This window comes from Enterococcus sp. DIV2402 (genome assembly GCF_017426705.2).
Taxonomy (GTDB): domain Bacteria; phylum Bacillota; class Bacilli; order Lactobacillales; family Enterococcaceae; genus Enterococcus_F; species Enterococcus_F lowellii.
Genome location: NZ_CP147251.1, coordinates 1,939,238 through 1,960,885, shown reverse-complemented (window position 1 = coordinate 1,960,885; position 21,648 = coordinate 1,939,238). Strand labels below are relative to the sequence as shown.

Here is a 21,648-nt window from a genome sequence, read left to right as displayed (position 1 = left end):
TCCTTTTTTTCTTCAATGAATTTCCTCCTTTAATGAGTGTTATAATCACTCATTTTTTTATGCTAGCAAATTTCAAATAAAAAGAAAATCATTTTGCACTTGAATTTATGTGCATTTCTTGTGTATTTTTATACAAACAAACTTGATTTCGTCCTTTTGTTTTAGCTTCGTATAATGCCACATCTGCTTGTAAAAGTAAGTCTTCTAATGATATTTTTTCTTTTTCATTGGAAACACTAATACCAATGCTAACTGTGACTTCAATTTTTTGATTTACCCATGTAAAATCAGTTTCAGAAATTTTTTGTCGAAGCATTTCAGCTATTACTTTTGCTTGTTCAATATCAATCGAAGTGAATAAAAAAGAAAATTCTTCCCCTCCATATCGACCGAACACAGCCTGCTGAAATCCTTGCATACTTTGACGCATTTCATAAGATAAAATTTGCAATATTTTATCTCCACAGGGATGTCCATAACGATCATTAATCTGTTTGAAATTATCAATATCCAAAAGTAATGCTATATTTCCTGTATCTTCTTGATTTTTTATCAGTAATTGCTCTGCCTTGTCAAAAAATGCTCTTCGATTATAAATATCTGTTAAGTAATCCATCGTCGCTTGTACGTGTAATTCCTTTAGTAATTGTTCTTTTTCTGTAACATCATGTAATACAATATAATATCCGCCTTGTTTAAAATTGGTAATTTCTTGAATTTGCGAGACTTCATAAATGTGTTCAATCTCATCAACAAAAACGACGATTTGTTTATTGGTTAAGAGCTGTTCTAAGAGTGGAATACTTTCTCCTGCACTCACTTTATTTAATTCTGGAAAAATGTGTTTCGCAGAAGTATTCGCATCAATATAGTGTTTTTTCTTATTAAATACGATAAATCCATCTGCCATTGTATCAATCACTTGATCTTTAACAATAGGCATGACTCGTAAAAGATTATGACTGTTCGAAGAATAAATCAACATGACAATCGTAACAAGTGTCGCTAAAGGCGTATAATCAAAACGCACCTTATCTGTTTCAGCCATCACATAAATGACTGAGGTAAAAATTGGTAAAGAAAAACCAATTAATAAAGGCACACTTTGTTTTTTCATTAAAGAATTGTCGCCAAAAAACGCTTCAAATAATAAGCCTAAAATACAAACTGTAACACAATATTGATAGACAACATGAATGTGGTACAGTGGTCCTGGTGTGATTTGCGCGTTTGCAATAATAGTATTCGAAACATACTGTACATCTTCGTAAAAAAGACGTTGATACGGATATGTTTGCATTCCTATAGAGCTTATCATGGGAAAAATAAACAAAATAAACAACTGAAACTTCGTAACTTTTTTTTGCCCAAAAATATCTCTTAAAAATAAATAACTATTTGATAGAATGAATGGAAATCCCATATACTGCATACGAACGCTGTAAAAGGCTTCATAGAAGTTATCTGACACCAATTCTAAGAAATAACCAAATATATAAAGAAATAATTGTAGAGACAATAAAATAAAAAAATACGAATTTTCTGCTTTTCGATATTTCAACGAATATAAAAGCATACCTATCGAAATAAAAATTGAAATAAAACTGACTAATACGGGGAATTCAGATAACCCCATCATTGATCTTCACTTTCCTTTATAGGCTAAAATCGCGCTTAATATTCTACTTAAGCGCGATTTTCCAACTATTCTTATTTGTTTTCTTATTTATTCCAGTTTTCTGGGTCTTGTTTCCAAGCTTTTAATAATTCTACATCATCTTCTTTAATGTAGTTTGAAGCTAATGCAGCTTCGATTAAAGTAGAATAGTTTGTTAACGTTGTTAAAGCAATTCCAGCTTTTTCGAAATTCGCTACACCTTTTGGTAATTCATAAGTAAAGATAGCTGAAACACCTACAACATCTGCACCTTCACGTTTCGCTGCTTCACAAGCTTCTAAAACACTACCACCTGTTGAAATTAAATCTTCAATAACAACCATTTTTTGACCTTCTGTAATACGGCCTTCAATTTGGTTGCCTTTACCATGGTCTTTTGCTTTGCTGCGAATATAAACCATTGGTAAATCTAAAATATCTGCTACCCAAGCTGCATGAGGGATCCCAGCAGTTGCGGTTCCGGCAATTACTTCAACATTTGGATACGTCGCTTTAATTTTATCAGCTAATCCTTGTGCAATTGCTTTACGAACTTTTGGATAACTCATTGTAATGCGGTTATCACAATAAATTGGGCTTTTAATCCCACTTGCCCAAGTAAATGGGTCATTAGGGTTTAAGAATACTGCTTCAATATCTAATAAGTCTTTTGCGATTGTCGTTTCAATTGTTGTCATTAATTATTTTTCTCCATTCCATTCATTTTTAATAGCATGATATGCTGCTACTGGATCATCTGCTTGGGTAATTGGTCGACCAACAACAATTACACTTGAACCAATTTCTCGTGCTAATGCTGGTGTAACCACGCGTTTTTGATCTCCTACAGCCGCTCCACTTGGACGAATACCAGGTGTTAAACACATAAATTCGTCAGAAGTTGCTTCATGAATTTTCGCAGCTTCTAGTGCAGAACAAACCACACCGTCAAGTCCAGCTTTTTCAGCACATTTCGCATAATTTAACACACTTTCTTCCAATGTTGCTGAGATTAATTGTTCTTTTTGCATTTGTTCCTCCCCAGTTGAGGTTAATTGCGTCACTGCAATTAGTTGCGGAACAGGCTCGCCAGATTTTGTTCCACTAGCTAGGCCACGTTTAGCTGCTGCCATCATTTCGATTCCACCAGCCGCATGAACATTGGTGATTGTTACACCTAATTTTGCTAATCCCTTCATTGCATGCTCAACTGTATTGGGAATGTCATGCAATTTTAAATCTAGGAAAATATCATGACCTAAGTCTTTTAACCAGCGTACAATTGCTGGCCCTTCTTGATAAAAAATCTCCATACCTACTTTGACAAATAATTTTTCGTCAGCAGGAAATTTGGCTAAAAAGCTTTCAATTTCTTTTTTTGATGGAAAATCTAAAGCAATAATTGGTCTTTCGATCATTGATTTCTGCCCTCTCTCACTTCTTTAATTAATGTTTCTAGTGATGAAATTCCCAGTTCGGCCATTCGTTTTGGTAATTCATCAATTAATTTTGGACAAATATACGGATCCGTAAAGTTTGCCGTCCCTACACCAACTGCACTGGCTCCTGCTAGATACATTTCTAACACGTCATCCACCGTCATCACACCACCCATTCCGATAATTGGCAGTGTTGATACATTAGCAACTTGATTAATTAAACGAATGGCCACTGGTTTGATTGCTGGTCCAGATAAACCACCTGTTTGATTTGCTAAAATTGGCTTACGTGTTTTCAAATCAATACGCATGCCTAACAATGTATTAATCATCGTAAAACCATCGGCTCCACCATTTTCAATAGCTTTAGCGATGGGGACAATATCGGTTACATTTGGTGATAATTTGACATAAATAGGCACTTGAGAAACAGCTTTAACTGCCTTTGTTAATTCATATGCTACATCTGGATCAGTTCCAAATGTGATACCACCATGCTTTACATTCGGACAAGAAACATTTAATTCAATCGCTTTGACATTTGGTGCTTTGGATATTTCACGACATACTTCAACATAATCTTGTTGGCTAGAACCTGCGACATTCGCAATAATCGGTAAATCTGGATGTTTGATTTGCAAATCAGGTAAAATTTCCGTCATCACAGTTTCTAATCCAGGATTTTGTAATCCGATTGCATTAAGCATTCCACTAGGCGTTTCCGCAATACGCGGTGTCGGATTTCCAAAACGAATTTCAGGAGTTGTTGCTTTAATCATAACAGCACCTAGTTTATCAATATTATAATACGTATCATATTCTTTTCCAAAGCCAAAACAGCCACTTGCGGGCATAATTGGATTGGTTAGTTCCAAACCAGGTAAACGGATAGCTAGGGGGTTGGACATTATAATACCACCTTTCCAGCTGGGAAGATAGGTCCTTCATCACAAATTTTCACACTTTTCTGACCACTTTCATCTTCTTGTAAATGACAAACACAGGCATAACAAGCACCCATTCCACATGCCATTCTTGCTTCTAAGGATAATTGGACGTTCGCTATCTTACCTAAATAACGACTTTCCACGGCACGTAACATCCCATTTGCACCACAAGAAAAAACAGCATTGGGTTGTTCCATCATCTGTGCTAATAAATGCCCGACATGTCCATGCGTTCCATAACTACCATCGTCTGTGGCAATATACGTGTCACCTAATGCCAAAAATTCTTCTTCATAATACATTACTTCTTTTGAAGCAAAGCCTAAAAAATGAACAGGTGTGACACCTTTTGCGATTAATTGCTTAGACAGCTCGTAAAGTGGAGGAATTCCGATTCCTCCACCTACGATAAATGCTGTATCTCCTGCATGAAGTTCAGAAAGTTGGAAACCATTGCCTAAAGGCCCCATTACATCAAGTTTATCTCCTACTTTCATTTCAGAAAATACTCGTGTGCCATCACCTTCTACCCGATAAATAATGCGACAAGTTCCTTCTTCATGATTGATATCATTGATACTAATTGGTCTGCGTAACAACAAATCATTTTGTGGTACACGAAGATGTAAAAATTGACCAGGAACTTCCATCTGTTCAACCAGTGCCCCTTTTAAAGTCATTTCATAAATTCGTGGTGCTAATAATCGTTGTGCAGTAATTTCCATTAACTCCTGTTTCATGTGCTGATTTTCCCTTCTGTTTTAAATCGCTTTAGTTGAAAAGGCGCGCGACTCCATCACTTTTAAAATGGCATCTGCCGTATCTAACGAAGTAAATAACGGTACCCCATGTTCAACCGCTTCACGACGAATCATAAAGCCATCTTGAGACGCATCTTGGCGATTTTTATCCATTGTATTAATTACTGCTTGCGTATTTCCATTACGGATTTTATCTAAGACCGTTTCTTCATTTGTTTCAGTAATTTTCGCAACTTGTTTTACATGTAAACCGTGTTCCTCGAAATAGGTAGCCGTCCCACTAGTTGCAGTTAAGCTAAAGCCAATATCTGCAAAACGTTTGGCTAAATCTAGTGCCTCTTCCTTCGTTTCATCAGCAATCGTAAATAATACTGAGCCAAATTTTGGAATGTGTAAACCTGACGCTTCAAATGCTTTATACAAGGCTTTTTCCAAATTATTGTCAGACCCCATAACCTCTCCTGTTGATTTCATTTCAGGGCCTAAATAAGTGTCTACTTTTAATAGTTTTGTAAATGAGAAGACCGGTGCTTTCACGTGAACTTCATTTGTCGTTGGATACAAGCCATCTTCATAACCTAATTCCGTTAAACTTTCGCCTAAAATAGCTTTGGTTGCTACCTGTGCCATTGGAATACCCGTTACTTTACTCAAGAAAGGAACGGTACGGCTAGCACGTGGATTAACTTCAATAACATACACTTGGTTATCATGGATAACGAACTGAATATTCATCATACCGACACAATTCAAGCCTAATGCTAAACGTTTTGTATAGTCTTCAATCGTTGCAATAATTTCATCTGATAGATTTTGTGGTGGGTAAACGGCCATTGAGTCGCCTGAGTGAACTCCTGCACGCTCAATATGTTCCATGATACCTGGAATTAAGACTGTTTGACCATCACAAATCGCATCGACTTCACATTCTTTCCCAATTAAGTATCGATCGACTAAAACTGGGTGTTCTGGTGAAGCTTTTACGGCATGTTTCATATAATCTTCTAAATCACTTTGATTTTCTACAATTTCCATTGCACGTCCACCTAAGACATAACTTGGTCGTACAAGAACAGGATACCCGATACGCGCTGCAATTACTACTGCTTCTTGCGCATTTGTTGCTGTATCACCTGGTGGTTGTGGAATATCTAACTCTTTTAAGGCATGTTCAAATAAATCACGATTTTCAGCGCGATCAAGATCCTCAATACTAGTTCCTAAAATTTTCACACCAGCTTTAACAAGTGGTTCCGCTAGGTTAATAGCAGTTTGTCCACCGAATTGGACAATAACTCCCACTGGTTTTTCAAGGTCAATCACATTCAACACATCTTCTAAAGTTAACGGCTCAAAGTATAATTTATCAGAAATTGAAAAGTCAGTAGAGACTGTTTCTGGGTTGCTATTCATAATAACTGCTTCATAACCAGCGGCTTGAATGGCTTTTACTGAATGCACTGTGGCATAATCAAACTCTACGCCTTGACCAATTCGGATGGGTCCTGAACCTAATACTAGAACCGAAGCTTTTTCACTTCGAATACTTTCATTTTCAAACTCATACGTGCTATAGAAATACGGTGTTGCAGATTCAAATTCAGCTGCACAAGTATCTACCATTTTGTAAACTGGCAAAATACCCTTTTCTGTACGTAACTGACGGATTTCAACCGCTTCAGTTTGCCAAAGTTCGGCAATTTTGCGATCTGTAAAGCCGTTTTGTTTCGCTGTTTTTAAGGTTTCTAAATCATTTGGTTTTTGTTGTAAGGCCTGTTCAATTTCAATAATGTGTAATAATTTATCTAAAAAGAAAATATCGATTTTTGTTAAATCTGCTAATTCTTCAATGGTGTATCCACGACGAATCGCTTCTGCTAAGTAGAACAAACGATCATCTTGTGCTTTTATTATTTTTTCAGTTAAAACTTCATCTGAAACTTCTGAAAACTCAGAAATTTCTAGGTGGTGACTACCAATTTCTAGCGAACGCACAGCTTTCAGCAAGGCCTCTTCAATATTACGGCCAATAGACATGACTTCCCCTGTCGCCTTCATTTGTGTTCCCAAAATACGTTCACCAGATTCAAACTTATCAAATGGCCAACGAGGGATTTTAGCTACAACATAGTCTAATGCTGGTTCGAATTCAGCATACGTGGTTTCAGTCACTGGATTTTTCATTTCATCTAATGTTAAGCCCACTGCAATTTTAGCCGCTAATTTTGCAATTGGATAACCTGTAGCTTTACTTGCCAAAGCCGATGAACGAGAAACACGCGGATTTACTTCAATGACATAATAGTTAAAACTATGTGGATCCAAGGCTAGCTGAACATTACAACCACCTTCAATTTTCAAAGCACGAATAATTGATAGAGAGGCATCACGTAACATTTGATATTCATAATCAGACAATGTTTGACTTGGAGCAAAAACAATCGAATCACCCGTATGAATCCCCACTGGATCGAAGTTTTCCATGTTACACACTACAATCGCATTATCAGCAGAGTCGCGCATGACTTCATATTCAATTTCTTTGAACCCTGCAATACTACGTTCAATCAAACATTGGGTTACTGGTGAAAGTTTTAACCCATTTTCTGCGATATGGCGTAATTCTTCTTCGTTAGCACACATACCGCCACCAGTTCCGCCTAACGTGAATGCTGGACGTACAATAATTGGGTATCCAATTTCATTGGCAAAATCAACAGCCTCTTCAACAGTTGTTACAATGACTGATTCAGGAATTGGTTGATTTAATTCTTCCATTAACTGTTTGAATAGATCACGATCTTCCGCTTGATCAATCGCTGAAAGTTTTGTTCCAAGTAATTCGATATCTAATTCTTCCAAGATACCTGATTTAGCAAGTTCCATCGCCATATTTAGTCCTGTTTGCCCGCCTAATGTCGGTAAAATAGCGTCTGGTTGCTCTTTTCTTAAAATTCTTGAAACAAATTCGAATGTGATTGGTTCAATATACACTTTATCAGCAATTTCTTTATCCGTCATAATTGTCGCTGGGTTGGAGTTAACTAAAATAACTTCGTACCCTTCTTCTCTTAATGCAAGACAGGCTTGTGTTCCTGCATAATCAAATTCTGCGGCTTGTCCAATGACAATTGGTCCAGAACCGATAACCATAATTTTTTTAATATCTGTACGTTTTGGCAATTTAGTTCTGCTCCTTCCATGCATCCATCATTTCTAAAAATTCATCAAATAAGTGTACTGCGTCATGCGGACCAGGTGCTGCGTCTGGATGATATTGCACGCTAAATGCTGGATAGTCTCGGTGACGAACACCTTCAATAGTCCCATCGTTTACTTCCACATGAGTTACAATTAGTTTTTCTGTGTCAACAGATTGTTCATCTACAGCATAGCCATGATTTTGAGAAGTAAAATCAATTCGTCCAGTTGCAATCTCACGGACTGGATGATTTAATCCTCGATGACCAAACTTCATTTTATAAGTGTCTGCACCATTGGCGAGAGAAAATAGTTGGTGACCTAAGCAAATCCCGAAAATTGGTACTTTCCCTTGAATTCCCTGAATCATTTCAATGGCTTCAGGAACACTTTTAGGATCACCAGGACCATTTGTTAACATTACGCCATCTGGAGATAATTCTAAAATTTCTTCGGCTGTCGTATTATAAGGCAAAACCGTCAAATTACAATTGCGTTTTGATAGTTCGCGCATAATACTGTGTTTCAAACCAAAGTCAATTACTACCACATTGTGACCTGTTCCAGGACTTGGATAAGGCTTCATTGTAGAGACTTGTTCCACTTGGTTTGTTGGTAATACTGCTGCTTTTAATTGATCATATGCGTGACTGAACTCGTCGCCACTATCAACGATGCTTGCTTTCATCGTTCCATGTTGACGAATTTTACGAGTTAGTGCACGTGTATCAATTCCAGAAATCCCTGGAATTCCTTTACGTTTTAAAAACTCGTCTAATGCCATTTGATTTCTCCAATTGCTTGCTCGGCGCGCATGCTCTTTTACAACAACACCTTTACAAGTTGGTGCAATTGATTCGTAATCATCACGATTGACACCGTAGTTTCCAACCATTGGATACGTAAAAGTAATAATTTGTCCATTGAAACTTTGATCGGTAATCGTTTCTTGATATCCGGTCATACTTGTTGTAAAAACAACTTCTCCATAAACATTTACTTCGGCGCCAAATCCTTCGCCTTCAAAATAGGTTCCATCTTCTAAGATCAGCCAACGCTTCATGATTATTTACCGTCCTTTTGCCATACAAGTTTTCCATCCACAAAAGTGAATAAAGTATCTCCGTACAATTTCCATCCTACAAATGGTGTATTAACAGATTTTGATAAGAATTGTTTGTCGTCAACGATATATTCTGTATCTAAATCAAAGACTGCTAAGTCAGCAGGCGCTCCGATTGTTAATCGTCCAGTTGCTTCTAAACCAAAAATTTCTGCTGGTTTAACTGCCATCCAGTCAATAACTTGTTCTAAAGTAAAGATACCTGTTTTAACAAAGTGGGTGTAAACCATTTGGAAAGCATATTCTGAACCAACAATACCGAATGGTGATTTTAAGAATGTTTGACACTTTTCTTCTAAGCCATGTGGCGCGTGGTCTGTTGAAATACAATCAATTGTGCCATCTAATAAGCCTTCAATTAACGCCTTTTGATCTTCATTCGCACGTAAAGGGGGGTTCATTTTCCAAAAACCATTATCTTCTGGAATATCTTCATCGATTAACACTAAGTGATGTGGGCAAACTTCAGCAGTTACATGTACACCAGCTTTTTTCGCTTCACGGATAACACGAACACTCTCTTTAGTAGACACATGGCAGACGTGATAATGTACGCCAGTTTCTTCAGCCAATAACAAATCGCGAGCAATCTGTGATGATTCTGTTGCACTTATAATCCCTGGTAATCCTAATTCTTCTGAACGTTTTCCTGCATGCATTACCCCGCCAAATAATAGTGATTCATCTTCTGTGTGAGCCACAATTGCCATGTTATTTTTCGCAGCTTCTTTCATCGCAAGATACATGGTACCAGCTGTTTGAACACCCACACCGTCATTAGTAAAGGCAAAAGCACCTGCCTTTTTCAAACCGACTTGGTCAACTAGCGTTTCACTACGTAATTCTTCAGTAATTGGTGCATATTGTAAAACTTTCACTACTGCATCGCGATCGATAATCGCTTGTACTTGATTGAATTTTTCAACAGTATCTGGTACTGGATCAAGATTGGGCATTGCACAAACAGTTGTAAAACCACCACGTGCCGCTGCCTTACTACCTGTCTCAATCGTTTCTTTATAGGTAAACCCTGGTTCTCTAAAATGAACATGAACATCGACCAAACCTGGTGTAATCAATTGGCCTTTTGCATCAACAATTTGATCAAATGATTCATTAGTAAAGTCCTCACCAACAGCATGGATTCTGCCATCTTTAATCCAAACTGACACAGGTGTTAATTGATTGTCGTGGGAAATAATTTTCCCGTTTTTAATTAATGTATTCATTTAAATTCCTCCTTATGATTTACCTTCTAAAATAGCTTCCAAAATTGCCATACGAACAAAGACACCGTTTGACATTTGTGTAACAATTCTTGATTTATAGCTTTCAACTAATGAATCCGCAATTTCGACATCGCGATTAACTGGGGCAGGGTGCATAATAATTGCTTTTTCTTTCATTTTAGCAGCACGTTCGATTGTTAGTCCATACTGTTGATGATATTCTTCTTTTGAAAAACTTTCGTGTTCATCATGACGTTCATGTTGCACACGTAATAACATCATAACATCGACTTCTTCTATCAACTCATCTAAGGGCATATAGTGTCCATAAACTTCAAAGGATTGATCATACCATGTTTCAGGTCCTGAGAAAAATACTTGTGCCCCTAAACGTTTTAACATTTGCATATTCGATTTCGCTACTCGTGAATGGGTAATATCCCCAACAATAGCTACTTTTAAGTTTTCAAAAGAACCAAACTCTTCATAGATAGTTAGTAAATCTAATAGACATTGGGTTGGATGTTGACCGCTACCATCGCCGCCATTAATAATGCTACATTGAATCGTACGACTTTGGATTAATTCATCATAGTAATTTTCATCTCCATGTCGAATTACGGCAGCATCCACGCCAATAGCTGACATGGTTAAAACCGTATCGTATAAGGTTTCCCCTTTTTGTACTGAACTTTTATCTGTATCGAATTCAATCACATCGACGCCTAGTTTCTTCTCTGCTATTTCAAAACTTTTATGTGTTCGTGTACTATTTTCAAAAAATAAGTTAGTTACAAAGTACTGATCTTTTGCAGGTGTCCATTTCGCTCCGCGTTTGAACTCCTGTCCGCGACGAATTAGTCCCATCACTTCTTGATCTGTTAATGCTTCCACTGTTAATAAATGTTTTAAACTAACTCGTTCTGATTTGATAATCATTCCTTTTGCCCCCTACTTTTCTTCGTTGCGTGCTGTATTTGGTAAAATTAAATTAAGAACTATTCCTAAGACGGTTGCCAGTGCCATCGCTGATAATGTGAAGGCACCTGCTTCAACTACTAAACCACCGATTCCTGTTACTAATATAACGGAGGCAATTAATAAATTTTTCTTTCGGTCAAAATCAATTTGATTTTCAATTAAAATTTTCAACCCGCTAGCGGCGATAACCCCGAACAAGACAAAACTGATACCAGAAATAACTGGTCCAGGGATACTTAAGATGACTGCACTAACCTTGCCAACAAAGCCAAGTGCGATAGCAAACACTGCAGCACCGCCAATGACAAACACGCTGTGAACACGTGTAATCGCAAGTACACCAATGTTTTCGCCATAACTTGTTACTGGTGGACCGCCGATTAGTCCAGCGACGATTTGAGCGGCACCATCACCGGCCAACGTTTTATGCAAGCCTGGGTCTTCAAAAAAGTTACGTTTAGTTAATTTATTTAAAACCATTAAATGACCAATATGTTCAGTCATTGTTACAAACGCAATTGGTGCCATCGTAATTATCGCTCCGATTTCTAAGGTCGGTGTATATTGGACGAACGGAATTTCAAAATTCGGTAAGCCAACCCACGGTGCTTGTTGGATAATACTAACATCCACAATCCCGAATGCTAGAGCAAGTACATACCCACTAATGATTCCTAGTAAAATTGGAATTAATCCTAAGAATCCTTTGAACCACATGTTGAAAAAAATCGTTAAAGCCAATGTCAATAAAGCAACTACTACATATTTGAAATCATATTTTCCAGCTTCATTGAACATGGCGCTATTAGCAGCATTACTAGCTAATCCTAAACCAATAACCATTACTACTGGACCAACAACAATCGGTGGTAAAATTTTATTTAACCAATCTGTTCCACTGCGTTTGACAATCATCGAAACAATAAAATAAACAACTCCAGTAGTAATTGCACCTTGAGCAATCGCGCCGTAGCCTTTTGTTTCTAGGAGCATTTTCATCGCAGCTATAAAAGCAAAGCTACTTCCTAGATAAGCAGGAATTTTCCCTTTTGTAATCATTAAGTAGACAATGGTACCTATTCCTGAACTCACCAGCGCAATACCTGGATCTAGTCCCACTAATTTAGGAACTAAAACTGTCGCACCAAACATGGTAAACAAATGCTGTAAACTTAATCCTATCCATGGTAAGACAGCTGGTTTATCTTGAATATCAAGAACCGCCTCAGGATTTCTAAAGGTCTTATCCTTCATGTTACGCCTCCTCACGATCGATTAAAATTCGATCGGCTCCATCCGTTTCTTCCATTTCTACAATAATTTCTTCAGTTAAGGCTGTTGGAATGTTCTTACCAACAAAATCTGCGCGAATCGGTAATTCGCGGTGTCCTCTATCAACTAAAACAGCTAGCGAGATACGTTTCGGACGTCCATAATCCATTACAGCATCCAAGGCTGCGCGAATTGTTCGTCCTGTATATAATACATCATCGACCAAGATAACTTCTTTGCCTTCTAAAGAAACCGGAATATCAGAAGAATGCAATTCTGCTTCGCCAACTTCTTTATGATCGTCTCTATATAAGGTAATATCTAGTTCACCAACAGGCACTTCTACATTTTCTAATTGTTGTAGACGTTGGGCGATGCGTTGAGCAATGTAAATGCCTCTAGTTTTGATTCCGACTAATACCACATTCTCGATCCCACGATTTCTCTCAATAATCTCATACGTGATACGAGTTAACGCGCGTTTCATTGTCACTGCATCAATGACTTCTTTTTTTGACATATGTCATCCTCCCTAGAATTTAAAACATAAAAAAACTCCTGCCCGAATAAGGCAGGAGTGAAGGTTCAACTATACACGCGTCCTATAAAAAGACACACTTCGTCTCTTCAAATAGTATTTCGTTTATCCGCAGATAACGAATCTATTTGCTCACTTCCTTCTTAGCCTCACGGGACTAACTTAAAGGATCATTTTAAGTTTTGTTATTTTTCTTAAAGACAACTATACCTTTGTTGAGAGAAAAAATCAAACCTTTTCACGTAGTTTTTTTAAATTTTTTTCAAAAATCTCTGGTAAAGGTGCTTCAAAGACCATTTGTTGGTTTGTTCTAGGATGAGTAAACCCTAGTAATTTTGCATGAAGAAATTGGCCGTTGCCTTTTAATGTTTTTTTCGGACCGTAGATTGGGTCACCAGCTACAGGAAAACCGATATATTGCATATGCACACGAATTTGGTGGGTTCTTCCAGTTTCTAATTGCAATTCAACTAAAGTGAAATCACCAAAGCGTTCTAAAACTGTAAAATGCGTCACTGCAGGTTTCCCTTCTTCAATGACTGCTTGCATTTTGCGATTCGTTTTAGATCGACCAATTGGTGCATTGATGGTTCCTTTTTCATGAGAAATATTTCCATGCACCAAAGCAATATATTTTCGTAAAGAGGTTTTGTCTTTTAATTGCTTTGCAAGAGATTCATGAGCCGCATCATTTTTGGCAACCATTAATAAGCCCGATGTATCCTTATCAATCCGATGAACAATCCCAGGGCGTACTACATCATTAATACTGGATAAATCTTTTAAATGATATAACAATGCGTTAACTAGTGTGCCGTTAGGATGTCCCGCAGAAGGATGAACAACCATTCCTTGAGGTTTATTAATCACTGCAACGTCTTCATCTTGATACACAATATCTAATGGGATATCTTCTGCTACTAAATCTAAAGTAACTGGTTCAGGAATCGTAATAGTAAAATGATTCCCTTCTTTCACTTTATAGTTGGCTTTAACTGGTTGATTGTCCAAAGTCACTGCATCTTCTTTTAGCCATTGTTGGACTTGTGAACGGCTATAATCTGTTAACTTCTCTGCCAATACTTTGTCTAAACGACCTTTTTCATCCGTAATTGTTACTTCTAATTGTGTCATTTTACTTTCCTTTCATCTTTTCATCGAAAATTGTATAAATAAAAATTAAACCTACTCCGATGCATAAAGCCATATCTGCCACATTGAAAATCGGAAAGTTCATAAAATCAGTTTGGAACATATCTACCACATATCCTAAGCGTATACGGTCAATAAAATTCCCTAAAGCTCCTGCTAACACGAAGGATAAACCGAGGATAAATAATTTGTTTTCGTTACGGTAACGAATCATTAAATACGTTACTACTGCCACTGCAATTAGCGTAATGACTGTAAAAAAGCCCATTTGTCCTTCAAAAATACTCCAAGCAGCACCTGTATTTTGAACGTACGTAAAGGAAAGAATATTAGGGATAATAGATTGGGCGTCACCTAAAGCAAAGTTAGAGACAATCCAAAATTTCACCCATTGATCCAGTCCAATAATAATCGCACTTAATAGAAAATAAAAAGCTAACAATTTTTTCAACTCTTTTCTTATAGTTTAAAAATATCTCGTGGACGAATAATCCCTAATAAACGCCCATTAGGATTTCCGTCTTTAGTAATCAAAATTGAATCCAACATGCCATTATCATGAAACATTCGTTCAATTTCATTAATCGAAGTATATTGTGAAACAAATGTATAGTTCGTCGGTTTACCATCTTTGATAATTAAGTCTTTGGCTGTTCGATTGTCTATTTGAATATCACCTTTTAGACTTTCTTTTGCAAACCAATATCCCAACGCTTTTAAAGTAATCAACCCTTCAAAATGTCCTTGGTTATATAAGGGGAACTGTGAGTAACGTTTTTTAGCAACGATTTGTAATAATTCTCGAATCGAAATGTCTTGTTCAAAACCAGTGACATGTTTGGCAAAACGCGGCAAAACTAATTCCGGTTGAAGCAAATCCATCTCAATTTTCCGAATACGATTGACTAACCATTGATTTGGTTCAGCAATAACAAAATTCTCACCAATTTTCTCGTGTACAATTGCATTACGCAACTGTGAAATTTGAAGTAAATCATTTTCATATTTTTTTATTGGTAAATCAGGGCGGTTAGAAAGTTTGCGCACCATTTGACTAAAGCCCATATTTTTCGGATTACCAAGTTCATCTTTCAGCCATTTTTCAATACGATTGAAACTACTTAAAAATACATCTGCCGCTTCACCCATGAAAATCCTCCTTCAACTACCTATCCATAGACTTTCTTAGTATAGCGTAGAAATGTCTAGAGTGGAATCACTTATTCATTTATTATAACGAATTTGTTCAAAAAAGAAAAATTCTGCTTGAAGTTAATCCGTTATTTCTTCTAATAAACGATAAAGTTGTGTCAACTCATTAAAAACCTGGATGATTTGTCCTTCAACATCGGGCAGTTCTGCGCGGAAAAAAAGTTTGCCCAATTGAAAGGTTTGTTGGTTCACTTCATCTTGAAATCTCTGCTGAACCTGCGCATCCGCTAAATAATTTTTCAAAGGTAAATGGTCCGTCAACTCATGTTCTTGCTGAGGCCAAATATAATAATCGCTCACATCCACTTGTTCACTCCATTTTGGTAAATACGCTAATAGTTGATTGTATTGCTCTTTTGTTCCTTGACGTGTCTCACTTTTATATTCTTGAAACATCAAATAAACTTGTAATTGTTTTTTGTTCAACAAAACACCGATACACGCATTCTCGTTTTGTCTATGCGCTCCTCGATAGGCACTCCAATAATGCGAGCGAAGATTCCAACCATTTGTCCAACTTTCAACTTTGGGCTGTGCAAAATAATTAGAAGCAAGTTCTTGATAGATGTTTTGCTGCAGGTGTTTCCATTTGTCCCAAACATCTTTAAAAGATGCTTTTACCTGTGAAAGCTCTTCTTCTGTATGGGTTTCTTTTAATTGTTTAAACGCAAATTGTTTTCTATCAAAAATAGCAAAATCTTTCTCATATAAAGTTGTCATTTCAAGCTCCCTCCTTAAAAAGACTTTAAAAAAACTCCTAGACATGATGAATAGTTAACTACAATAATCCATATCAAAAAACTTTTAAAAGTTTTTTTACAAAAGAAGAGGAACAGCTAGACTGTTCCCCCTTTTTTAAAATAGACCGATTGCACGACCATTTTCATCAATATCCATATTCAATGCTGCAGGTTGTTTTGGTAATCCAGGCATCGTCATAACATCGCCCGTCAAGGCAACGATAAAACCAGCTCCTAGTTTTGGAACAAACTCACGGATAGTCACAGTAAAATCAGTTGGTGCTCCTAATAATGTAGGATTATCAGAAAATGAGTATTGCGTTTTTGCCATACAAACTGGTAAATTGTCCCAGCCTTGTTGCGCAAAAGTTTTTAATTGGGTTTGTGCTTTCGCACCAAATGACACATCTTTCCCACCATAAATCTTAGAAACGATTGTTTTCACTTTTTCCTCAATAGACAATGAGTCTTCATATAAACGTTGATAGTTCGCTTCTTTCGTTTCAATAGCGTCCACGACGGCTTCTGCTAAGTCTTTTCCACCAAGACCTCCATTTGCCCAAACAGACGCACGACGGATGGTCACATTTTCTTGTTGACACAATGCTTCTAATTGTAAAAACTCGGCTTCTGTGTCAGTGATAAATTCATTAATTGCTACTACAACTGGTAAGCCGTAGTGTTGAATGTTTTGAATGTGACGTTGTAGATTTGCAAAACCTTTAATAACGGCTTCTACATTCTCTTGACCTAAATCTGTTTTTGTAACGCCACCATGCATTTTTAATGCTCGAATAGTTGCTACAATTACTACCGCATCGGGCGCTTTTCCTAGATTAGGTACTTTGATGTCTAAAAATTTTTCAGCACCTAAGTCGGCACCAAAGCCTGCTTCTGTTACAACATAATCACCTAGGCTTAAAGCCGTTTTAGTAGCAATCACGCTATTACAACCATGTGCAATATTGGCAAATGGTCCACCATGGACAATAGCAGGTGTCCCTTCAATAGTTTGAACCAAATTAGGTTTAATGGCATCTTTCAGTAGCAACGCTAACGCACCTTCGATTTTCAAATCACCTACTGTCACAGGTTCTCTTTGGTAAGTATAGCCAATTAAAATCTGACTTAAGCGCTCTTTTAAGTTATGAATATCTGTTGCTAAACATAATATTGCCATAATTTCGCTTGCTACAGTAATATCAAATCCATCTTCTCTTGGAACACCTTGAAGTGGACCACCTAGTCCTACTACAACTTGACGTAACGCACGATCGTTTAAGTCAACAACTCGTTTCCAAATTAATCTTCTTGGATCAATATTTAATTGATTTCCTTGATGAATATGGTTATCAATCAAAGCAGAAAGCGCATTGTTGGCTGTCGTAATTGCGTGCATATCGCCTGTAAAATGTAAGTTAATATCTTCCATTGGTAAAACTTGCGCATAACCGCCACCTGTTGCGCCACCTTTCATTCCCATGACTGGGCCTAATGAAGGTTCGCGTAAAGCAATGACCGCATTTTTATTAATTTGATTTAAACCATCTGCTAAACCAATCGAAATAGTTGATTTACCTTCCCCAGCTGGCGTGGGATTAATTGCTGTGACTAAAATTAACTTTCCTAAATCAGCATTGTTATTTAACTTAGTAATATCAATTTTTGCTTTATATTTACCATATAATTCTAAATCATCTTCTGTAAGCTTCACCTTTTTAGCAATTTCTTGAATTGGTTTTAATTCTATTTCCTGAGCAATTTCAATATCTGACTTCATACATAAACTCCTTTTTTAAACCTTTTTTCCATTTATTATAACTAAACTTGTCGTAAAAAGCATCTTAAATTTAAAGAAGGTTAAAAGCCTAAGCTCCTAACCTTCTTTTTGTAGCTGAATGGGAATAATCTGTTTACTCTCTTCTTTAAATAATGGCAACATTTTTCTATTCACCCTAAATTCAAGGGTTTGTTTTGGTAATTCTATTTCAATTTTATTTTCTAAAAAACGAAATTGCTTAATATCTTGATAAGCAAAAGTCTCATTTTTCCAAAAACGCGCATAGGTCACTTGAACACCTTTGTTATCTATCATTAGCCAGCGCTTTCGCGATAGATAAACTAATAGCAAAAACAAAAGTAGAAATAGGAAACTCTTAAAATGAATTTCTGCTTTTTCTAAAGCAAAAATCAAACTAAAAAATAATGCAATTAATGCAATTGACCAATAAATAACTGCCAAGGCATGTTCTAATTGCCAACGAATCTTGTATTTCATTCTTTTCCCCTTTCCACATGAATCATCAATGCGTATAATAAAGTTGGAGCACTAACCAAGAAGGAGTTTTGTTCATGATTAAAGCCTATATTGATGCAGCAACTAAAGGAAACCCTGGACCTAGTGGCGGTGGATTTATGCTCACAGGAGAACAATTATATATCCAGGAATCATTTGCTTTACCAAAATTAAGTAATCATCAAGCAGAATTTGCGAGTTTTTGCGCCTTATTAGATTATTTATTGGCGAACAACTACCAAACCCAAACGATTATGGTTTACACCGATAGTAAGATTTTAGCGCAAACTGTTGATAAAAACTATACGAATAATTCAGATTTCCAAGATTATTTACACAATATTCAAGAAAAACTACCATATTTCCCTTTGCTAATATTACAGTGGATTCCGGAAAGTAAAAACAAAGGGGCTGATAATTTAGCACGACAAGGATTACAAAAAGCGTTAAAACTACAAAATCGGCGAAAGTAAGCGTGAGAAGTTTTGCTTAAATCGTAGCCAATAAGATTGTTCTTTAATCATTCGATCAGTTAATAAACTTGACTGTTTCATATCTTCCTCAAAGATTTCTGCTAACTCTTCCGCAACTTCGCGATTATAAGCAAAGGCGCTCACTTCAAAGTTTAATGCATAGCTACGAATGTCTTGGTTGGTCGTACCAAAAGCTGCAATTGTATCATCCATGACAATCGTTTTTGCATGAATAAAGCCACCTTCGTAAATATAAATTTTAACTCCTCGACGTTGTAAATAGTTCGCATAATACTGTGTTGCACGATAAATAAAAGGATGGTCTGGCATTGAAGGAATCATCACTCGGACATCCACACCAGAACGAACCGCAACTAAAAAGGCATTAATCATTGCATCGTCTGGAATTAAATACGGCGTTTGTAACCACACACGTTTTTCTGCAGCTAACAACATTTTAGTAAAGCCACCTTTTAAAACTTGCTCTTCGGTTTCTGGACCATCAGCAACAACTTGCATACTCACATTTCCCGCTTGCTCAATAGGTGGTACCACAAAATAGCGATCTTCGTATTCTAACACATCTTCTTCTTTCAAAATAGACGCATTCCAATCACGAATAAAAACTTCTTGCAACGTAAATGAAGCTGTTCCTACAATTCGAGCATGAGTATCACGCCAATAACCGAACTTTTTCGTTTCTTCAAGATATTGGTCCCCTACGTTAAAGCCACCCGTCCAGCCAATCATACCATCAATTACCACAATTTTGCGATGTAAGTGATAATTCAGTCTTGTTTTACGAATTAAATTACGTGAAGTGATAAATGGAGCCACTTTCCCACCAACTTTCAGTAATGGACGGAAAAATTTTTCATTGGTTTTTCCACCCCAAGGATCGAAAACCACACGCACTTCTACGCCCTCTTTTGCTTTTTCAACGAGGAGGTCTAAAAAACGATTTCCAATTTTATCATCGAAAAAAGCATAATATTCAACATGAACGTTATCTTTGGCATGACGTATATCTTCAAACAACGCATCAAATTTCTCTTTACCATCTGTATAAAAAGTGACGGCATTCCCTTTGGTTAGTGGTGATTCTTCCATGTTTCTAAAATAATTTTTTAATAGTTCAGATTCTTTTGTTTTCACTGTTTGATGAAAATAACGATTGTTTTCTTCAATAATTTCGTTTATCTCGGCAATTCTATTTTGATGACCTTCGCTAAAGCGATAAATGATTTCTCCGTCGATTCCTCTTCCACAAAAAGCATATAAAATAAAGCCAACACCTGGAAGAAAGACCAATGTCATCATCCATGCCAGCACACTGGCAATTGATCGTGGTTTTCGAAAAACGGTTATAAACGCCCCAATCGTATTAATCACGATTAGTCCCCACACTACTTGATAGGCAATTGCCATATCCATTGTAAATTCCATCTTATTCTCCTTATAATAAATAATTATGATCTAACGTTACATCTAACCCGTACATACCAATTTTCTCATGGACTGCCTGTTGAAGCAAGTCTATTAATTCCGTATCAGTTAAATGAAAATCATCAGGTATGACTAAATCAAACTGTAAAATTTGTTCACTTTTCAAACGAAAATCATGCATTCGTAATTTTTCATCAATTTGTAACACAATGGAACGCATACGATGAAAAATAGCAATATAATTTGCATCGCGAATATTTACAGGATCTAAATGGCACACTAGTTCGACATCCAATTTATTATGAAAGTCTTTTTCAATTTCATCAATAATATGGTGCGCTTTGGTTAAGGTCATCCCCGCGTCCACTTCAATATGAACGGAAGCAAATCGTTTTTGAGGTCCATAGTCATGAACCAATAAGTCATGATAACCTAAAATCGAACCATAGGAGGATAATTTCTTTTCCATCTCTTGAATCTCTTTATCTGTTGGACGACTTCCTAATAATTCATTAATAAAATCTTTGACCATCGTATATCCACTATACAAAATATATAGTGCCAATAAAAATCCAACATAACCATCGATTCGTAAATTTGTTGCCCACTCAAACAATGCTGAAACTAAAACAGCAAGTGTTGTGTAGACGTCATTTAAGCTATCCTTGCTAGTAGCCTTTAACGTTTGTGAGTCAATTTTTTTCGATAAAGTAAGGTACATTCTTCCTTGCAAGACCTTAATAACAATCGAAGCAATTAAGACAATGAATAATGCCAATGATAATTTAATTGGTTCAGGATTCAAAATTTTTTCAAAAGAAGATTTTAAAAATTGAAAACCAACCAATGCAATAATTAATGAGATGAGTAAACCACTAATATATTCAAAGCGCTCATGCCCATAAGGATGCTCACTGTCTGCCGGTTTAGCGGCTACTTTGAAACCTATTAACGTTAGTACTGATGAGATAGTATCCGATAAACTGTTCATCGCATCAGCCATAATGGAAACTGACCCTGCCGCAAAACCTATTAAAAATTTCCCAATAAACAGAACTAAATTTGAAAGTAGACCTAAAACACCTGCTAGTTGGCCTACTTTTGTCCTTTGAGTCTCTTTATTTTCCTTCTCAATTTTTTTTAACAAAAAATTCAACATTCTCAAAGAACCCCTTTTCAAT

Annotated in this window: 20 protein-coding genes; 1 reads left to right on the top strand and 19 read right to left on the bottom strand. The window is 36.6% G+C overall.

All coding sequences use genetic code 11. The annotated features are described in order from the left end of the window. Window positions 1–88: 88 nt before the first annotated feature. The 17 genes from DOK78_RS09470 to DOK78_RS09390 form a co-directional block, all read right to left on the bottom strand. Entirely contained in the window at window positions 89–1,639 is a 1,551-nt protein-coding gene (locus tag DOK78_RS09470; protein ID WP_243430441.1) for a histidine kinase N-terminal 7TM domain-containing diguanylate cyclase, read from the bottom strand. 83 nt (window positions 1,640–1,722) lie between these two features. After that, entirely contained in the window at window positions 1,723–2,355 is a 633-nt protein-coding gene (gene pyrE, locus DOK78_RS09465; protein WP_243430443.1) for an orotate phosphoribosyltransferase, read from the bottom strand. Between the two features lie 3 nt (window positions 2,356–2,358). After that, entirely contained in the window at window positions 2,359–3,075 is a 717-nt protein-coding gene (pyrF, locus tag DOK78_RS09460) for an orotidine-5'-phosphate decarboxylase (protein WP_243430445.1), read from the bottom strand. Then, window positions 3,072–4,004, bottom strand: a complete 933-nt coding sequence (locus tag DOK78_RS09455; protein WP_207940591.1) for a dihydroorotate dehydrogenase — start codon at window positions 4,002–4,004, stop codon at window positions 3,072–3,074. The genes pyrF and DOK78_RS09455 overlap by 4 nt, the downstream gene beginning before the upstream one ends. Further along, window positions 4,004–4,783: a dihydroorotate dehydrogenase electron transfer subunit gene (locus tag DOK78_RS09450; RefSeq protein ID WP_207940592.1), complete on the bottom strand. Its 780-nt coding sequence runs from the start codon at window positions 4,781–4,783 to the stop codon at window positions 4,004–4,006. Before DOK78_RS09450 ends, DOK78_RS09455 begins: the two co-directional genes overlap by 1 nt. 21 nt (window positions 4,784–4,804) lie before the next feature. Beyond that, a complete protein-coding gene (gene carB, locus DOK78_RS09445) occupies window positions 4,805–7,987 on the bottom strand; it encodes a carbamoyl-phosphate synthase large subunit (RefSeq protein ID WP_207940593.1) in 3,183 nt (1,060 codons plus the stop codon). Between the two features lies 1 nt (window position 7,988). Then, on the bottom strand, window positions 7,989–9,068 hold the full coding sequence (locus DOK78_RS09440) for a carbamoyl phosphate synthase small subunit (protein WP_207940594.1): 1,080 nt from the start codon (window positions 9,066–9,068) through the stop codon (window positions 7,989–7,991). A gap of 2 nt (window positions 9,069–9,070) precedes the next feature. After that, a complete protein-coding gene (locus DOK78_RS09435; protein WP_207940595.1) occupies window positions 9,071–10,357 on the bottom strand; it encodes a dihydroorotase in 1,287 nt (428 codons plus the stop codon). Window positions 10,358–10,369: 12 nt separating this feature from the next. Beyond that, window positions 10,370–11,296, bottom strand: a complete 927-nt coding sequence (locus DOK78_RS09430) for an aspartate carbamoyltransferase catalytic subunit (RefSeq protein WP_207940596.1) — start codon at window positions 11,294–11,296, stop codon at window positions 10,370–10,372. 12 nt (window positions 11,297–11,308) lie between these two features. Next, entirely contained in the window at window positions 11,309–12,592 is a 1,284-nt protein-coding gene (locus DOK78_RS09425) for a solute carrier family 23 protein (protein ID WP_207940597.1), read from the bottom strand. A gap of 1 nt (window position 12,593) precedes the next feature. Continuing rightward, window positions 12,594–13,130, bottom strand: coding sequence for a bifunctional pyr operon transcriptional regulator/uracil phosphoribosyltransferase PyrR (pyrR, locus tag DOK78_RS09420; RefSeq protein WP_207940598.1), 537 nt, complete (start codon window positions 13,128–13,130; stop codon window positions 12,594–12,596). A 246-nt stretch (window positions 13,131–13,376) separates the two neighbouring features. Continuing rightward, window positions 13,377–14,282, bottom strand: a complete 906-nt coding sequence (locus DOK78_RS09415) for an RluA family pseudouridine synthase (RefSeq protein WP_207940599.1) — start codon at window positions 14,280–14,282, stop codon at window positions 13,377–13,379. 1 nt (window position 14,283) lies between these two features. Continuing rightward, window positions 14,284–14,742 carry a signal peptidase II gene (lspA, locus tag DOK78_RS09410; RefSeq protein WP_207940600.1) on the bottom strand — a complete coding sequence of 153 codons (459 nt, stop codon included), beginning with the start codon at window positions 14,740–14,742 and terminating at the stop codon, window positions 14,284–14,286. A gap of 17 nt (window positions 14,743–14,759) precedes the next feature. Next, complete coding sequence (locus tag DOK78_RS09405; RefSeq protein ID WP_207940601.1) at window positions 14,760–15,449, bottom strand: CBS domain-containing protein; 690 nt, start codon at window positions 15,447–15,449, stop codon at window positions 14,760–14,762. A 123-nt stretch (window positions 15,450–15,572) separates the two neighbouring features. Next, window positions 15,573–16,232: an HI_0552 family protein gene (locus DOK78_RS09400; protein ID WP_207940602.1), complete on the bottom strand. Its 660-nt coding sequence runs from the start codon at window positions 16,230–16,232 to the stop codon at window positions 15,573–15,575. A 135-nt stretch (window positions 16,233–16,367) separates the two neighbouring features. Beyond that, window positions 16,368–18,032 carry a formate--tetrahydrofolate ligase gene (locus tag DOK78_RS09395; protein ID WP_207940603.1) on the bottom strand — a complete coding sequence of 555 codons (1,665 nt, stop codon included), beginning with the start codon at window positions 18,030–18,032 and terminating at the stop codon, window positions 16,368–16,370. Window positions 18,033–18,128: 96 nt separating this feature from the next. Continuing rightward, window positions 18,129–18,530 carry an EbsA family protein gene (locus DOK78_RS09390; RefSeq protein WP_207940604.1) on the bottom strand — a complete coding sequence of 134 codons (402 nt, stop codon included), beginning with the start codon at window positions 18,528–18,530 and terminating at the stop codon, window positions 18,129–18,131. 74 nt (window positions 18,531–18,604) lie between these two features. Here DOK78_RS09390 and DOK78_RS09385 point away from each other — a divergent pair, with 74 nt between their 5' ends. Then, window positions 18,605–19,021: a ribonuclease HI family protein gene (locus tag DOK78_RS09385; RefSeq protein WP_207940605.1), complete on the top strand. Its 417-nt coding sequence runs from the start codon at window positions 18,605–18,607 to the stop codon at window positions 19,019–19,021. Here the strand turns inward: DOK78_RS09385 and cls are convergent. Next, window positions 19,001–20,467 (bottom strand): cardiolipin synthase, encoded by a 1,467-nt coding sequence (cls, locus tag DOK78_RS09380; protein WP_207940606.1) that lies wholly within the window; start codon window positions 20,465–20,467, stop codon window positions 19,001–19,003. The two genes, DOK78_RS09385 and cls, sit on opposite strands and share 21 nt — an antisense overlap. 10 nt (window positions 20,468–20,477) lie before the next feature. After that, window positions 20,478–21,614 carry a cation diffusion facilitator family transporter gene (locus tag DOK78_RS09375; protein ID WP_207940658.1) on the bottom strand — a complete coding sequence of 379 codons (1,137 nt, stop codon included), beginning with the start codon at window positions 21,612–21,614 and terminating at the stop codon, window positions 20,478–20,480. Window positions 21,615–21,648 lie beyond the last annotated feature (34 nt).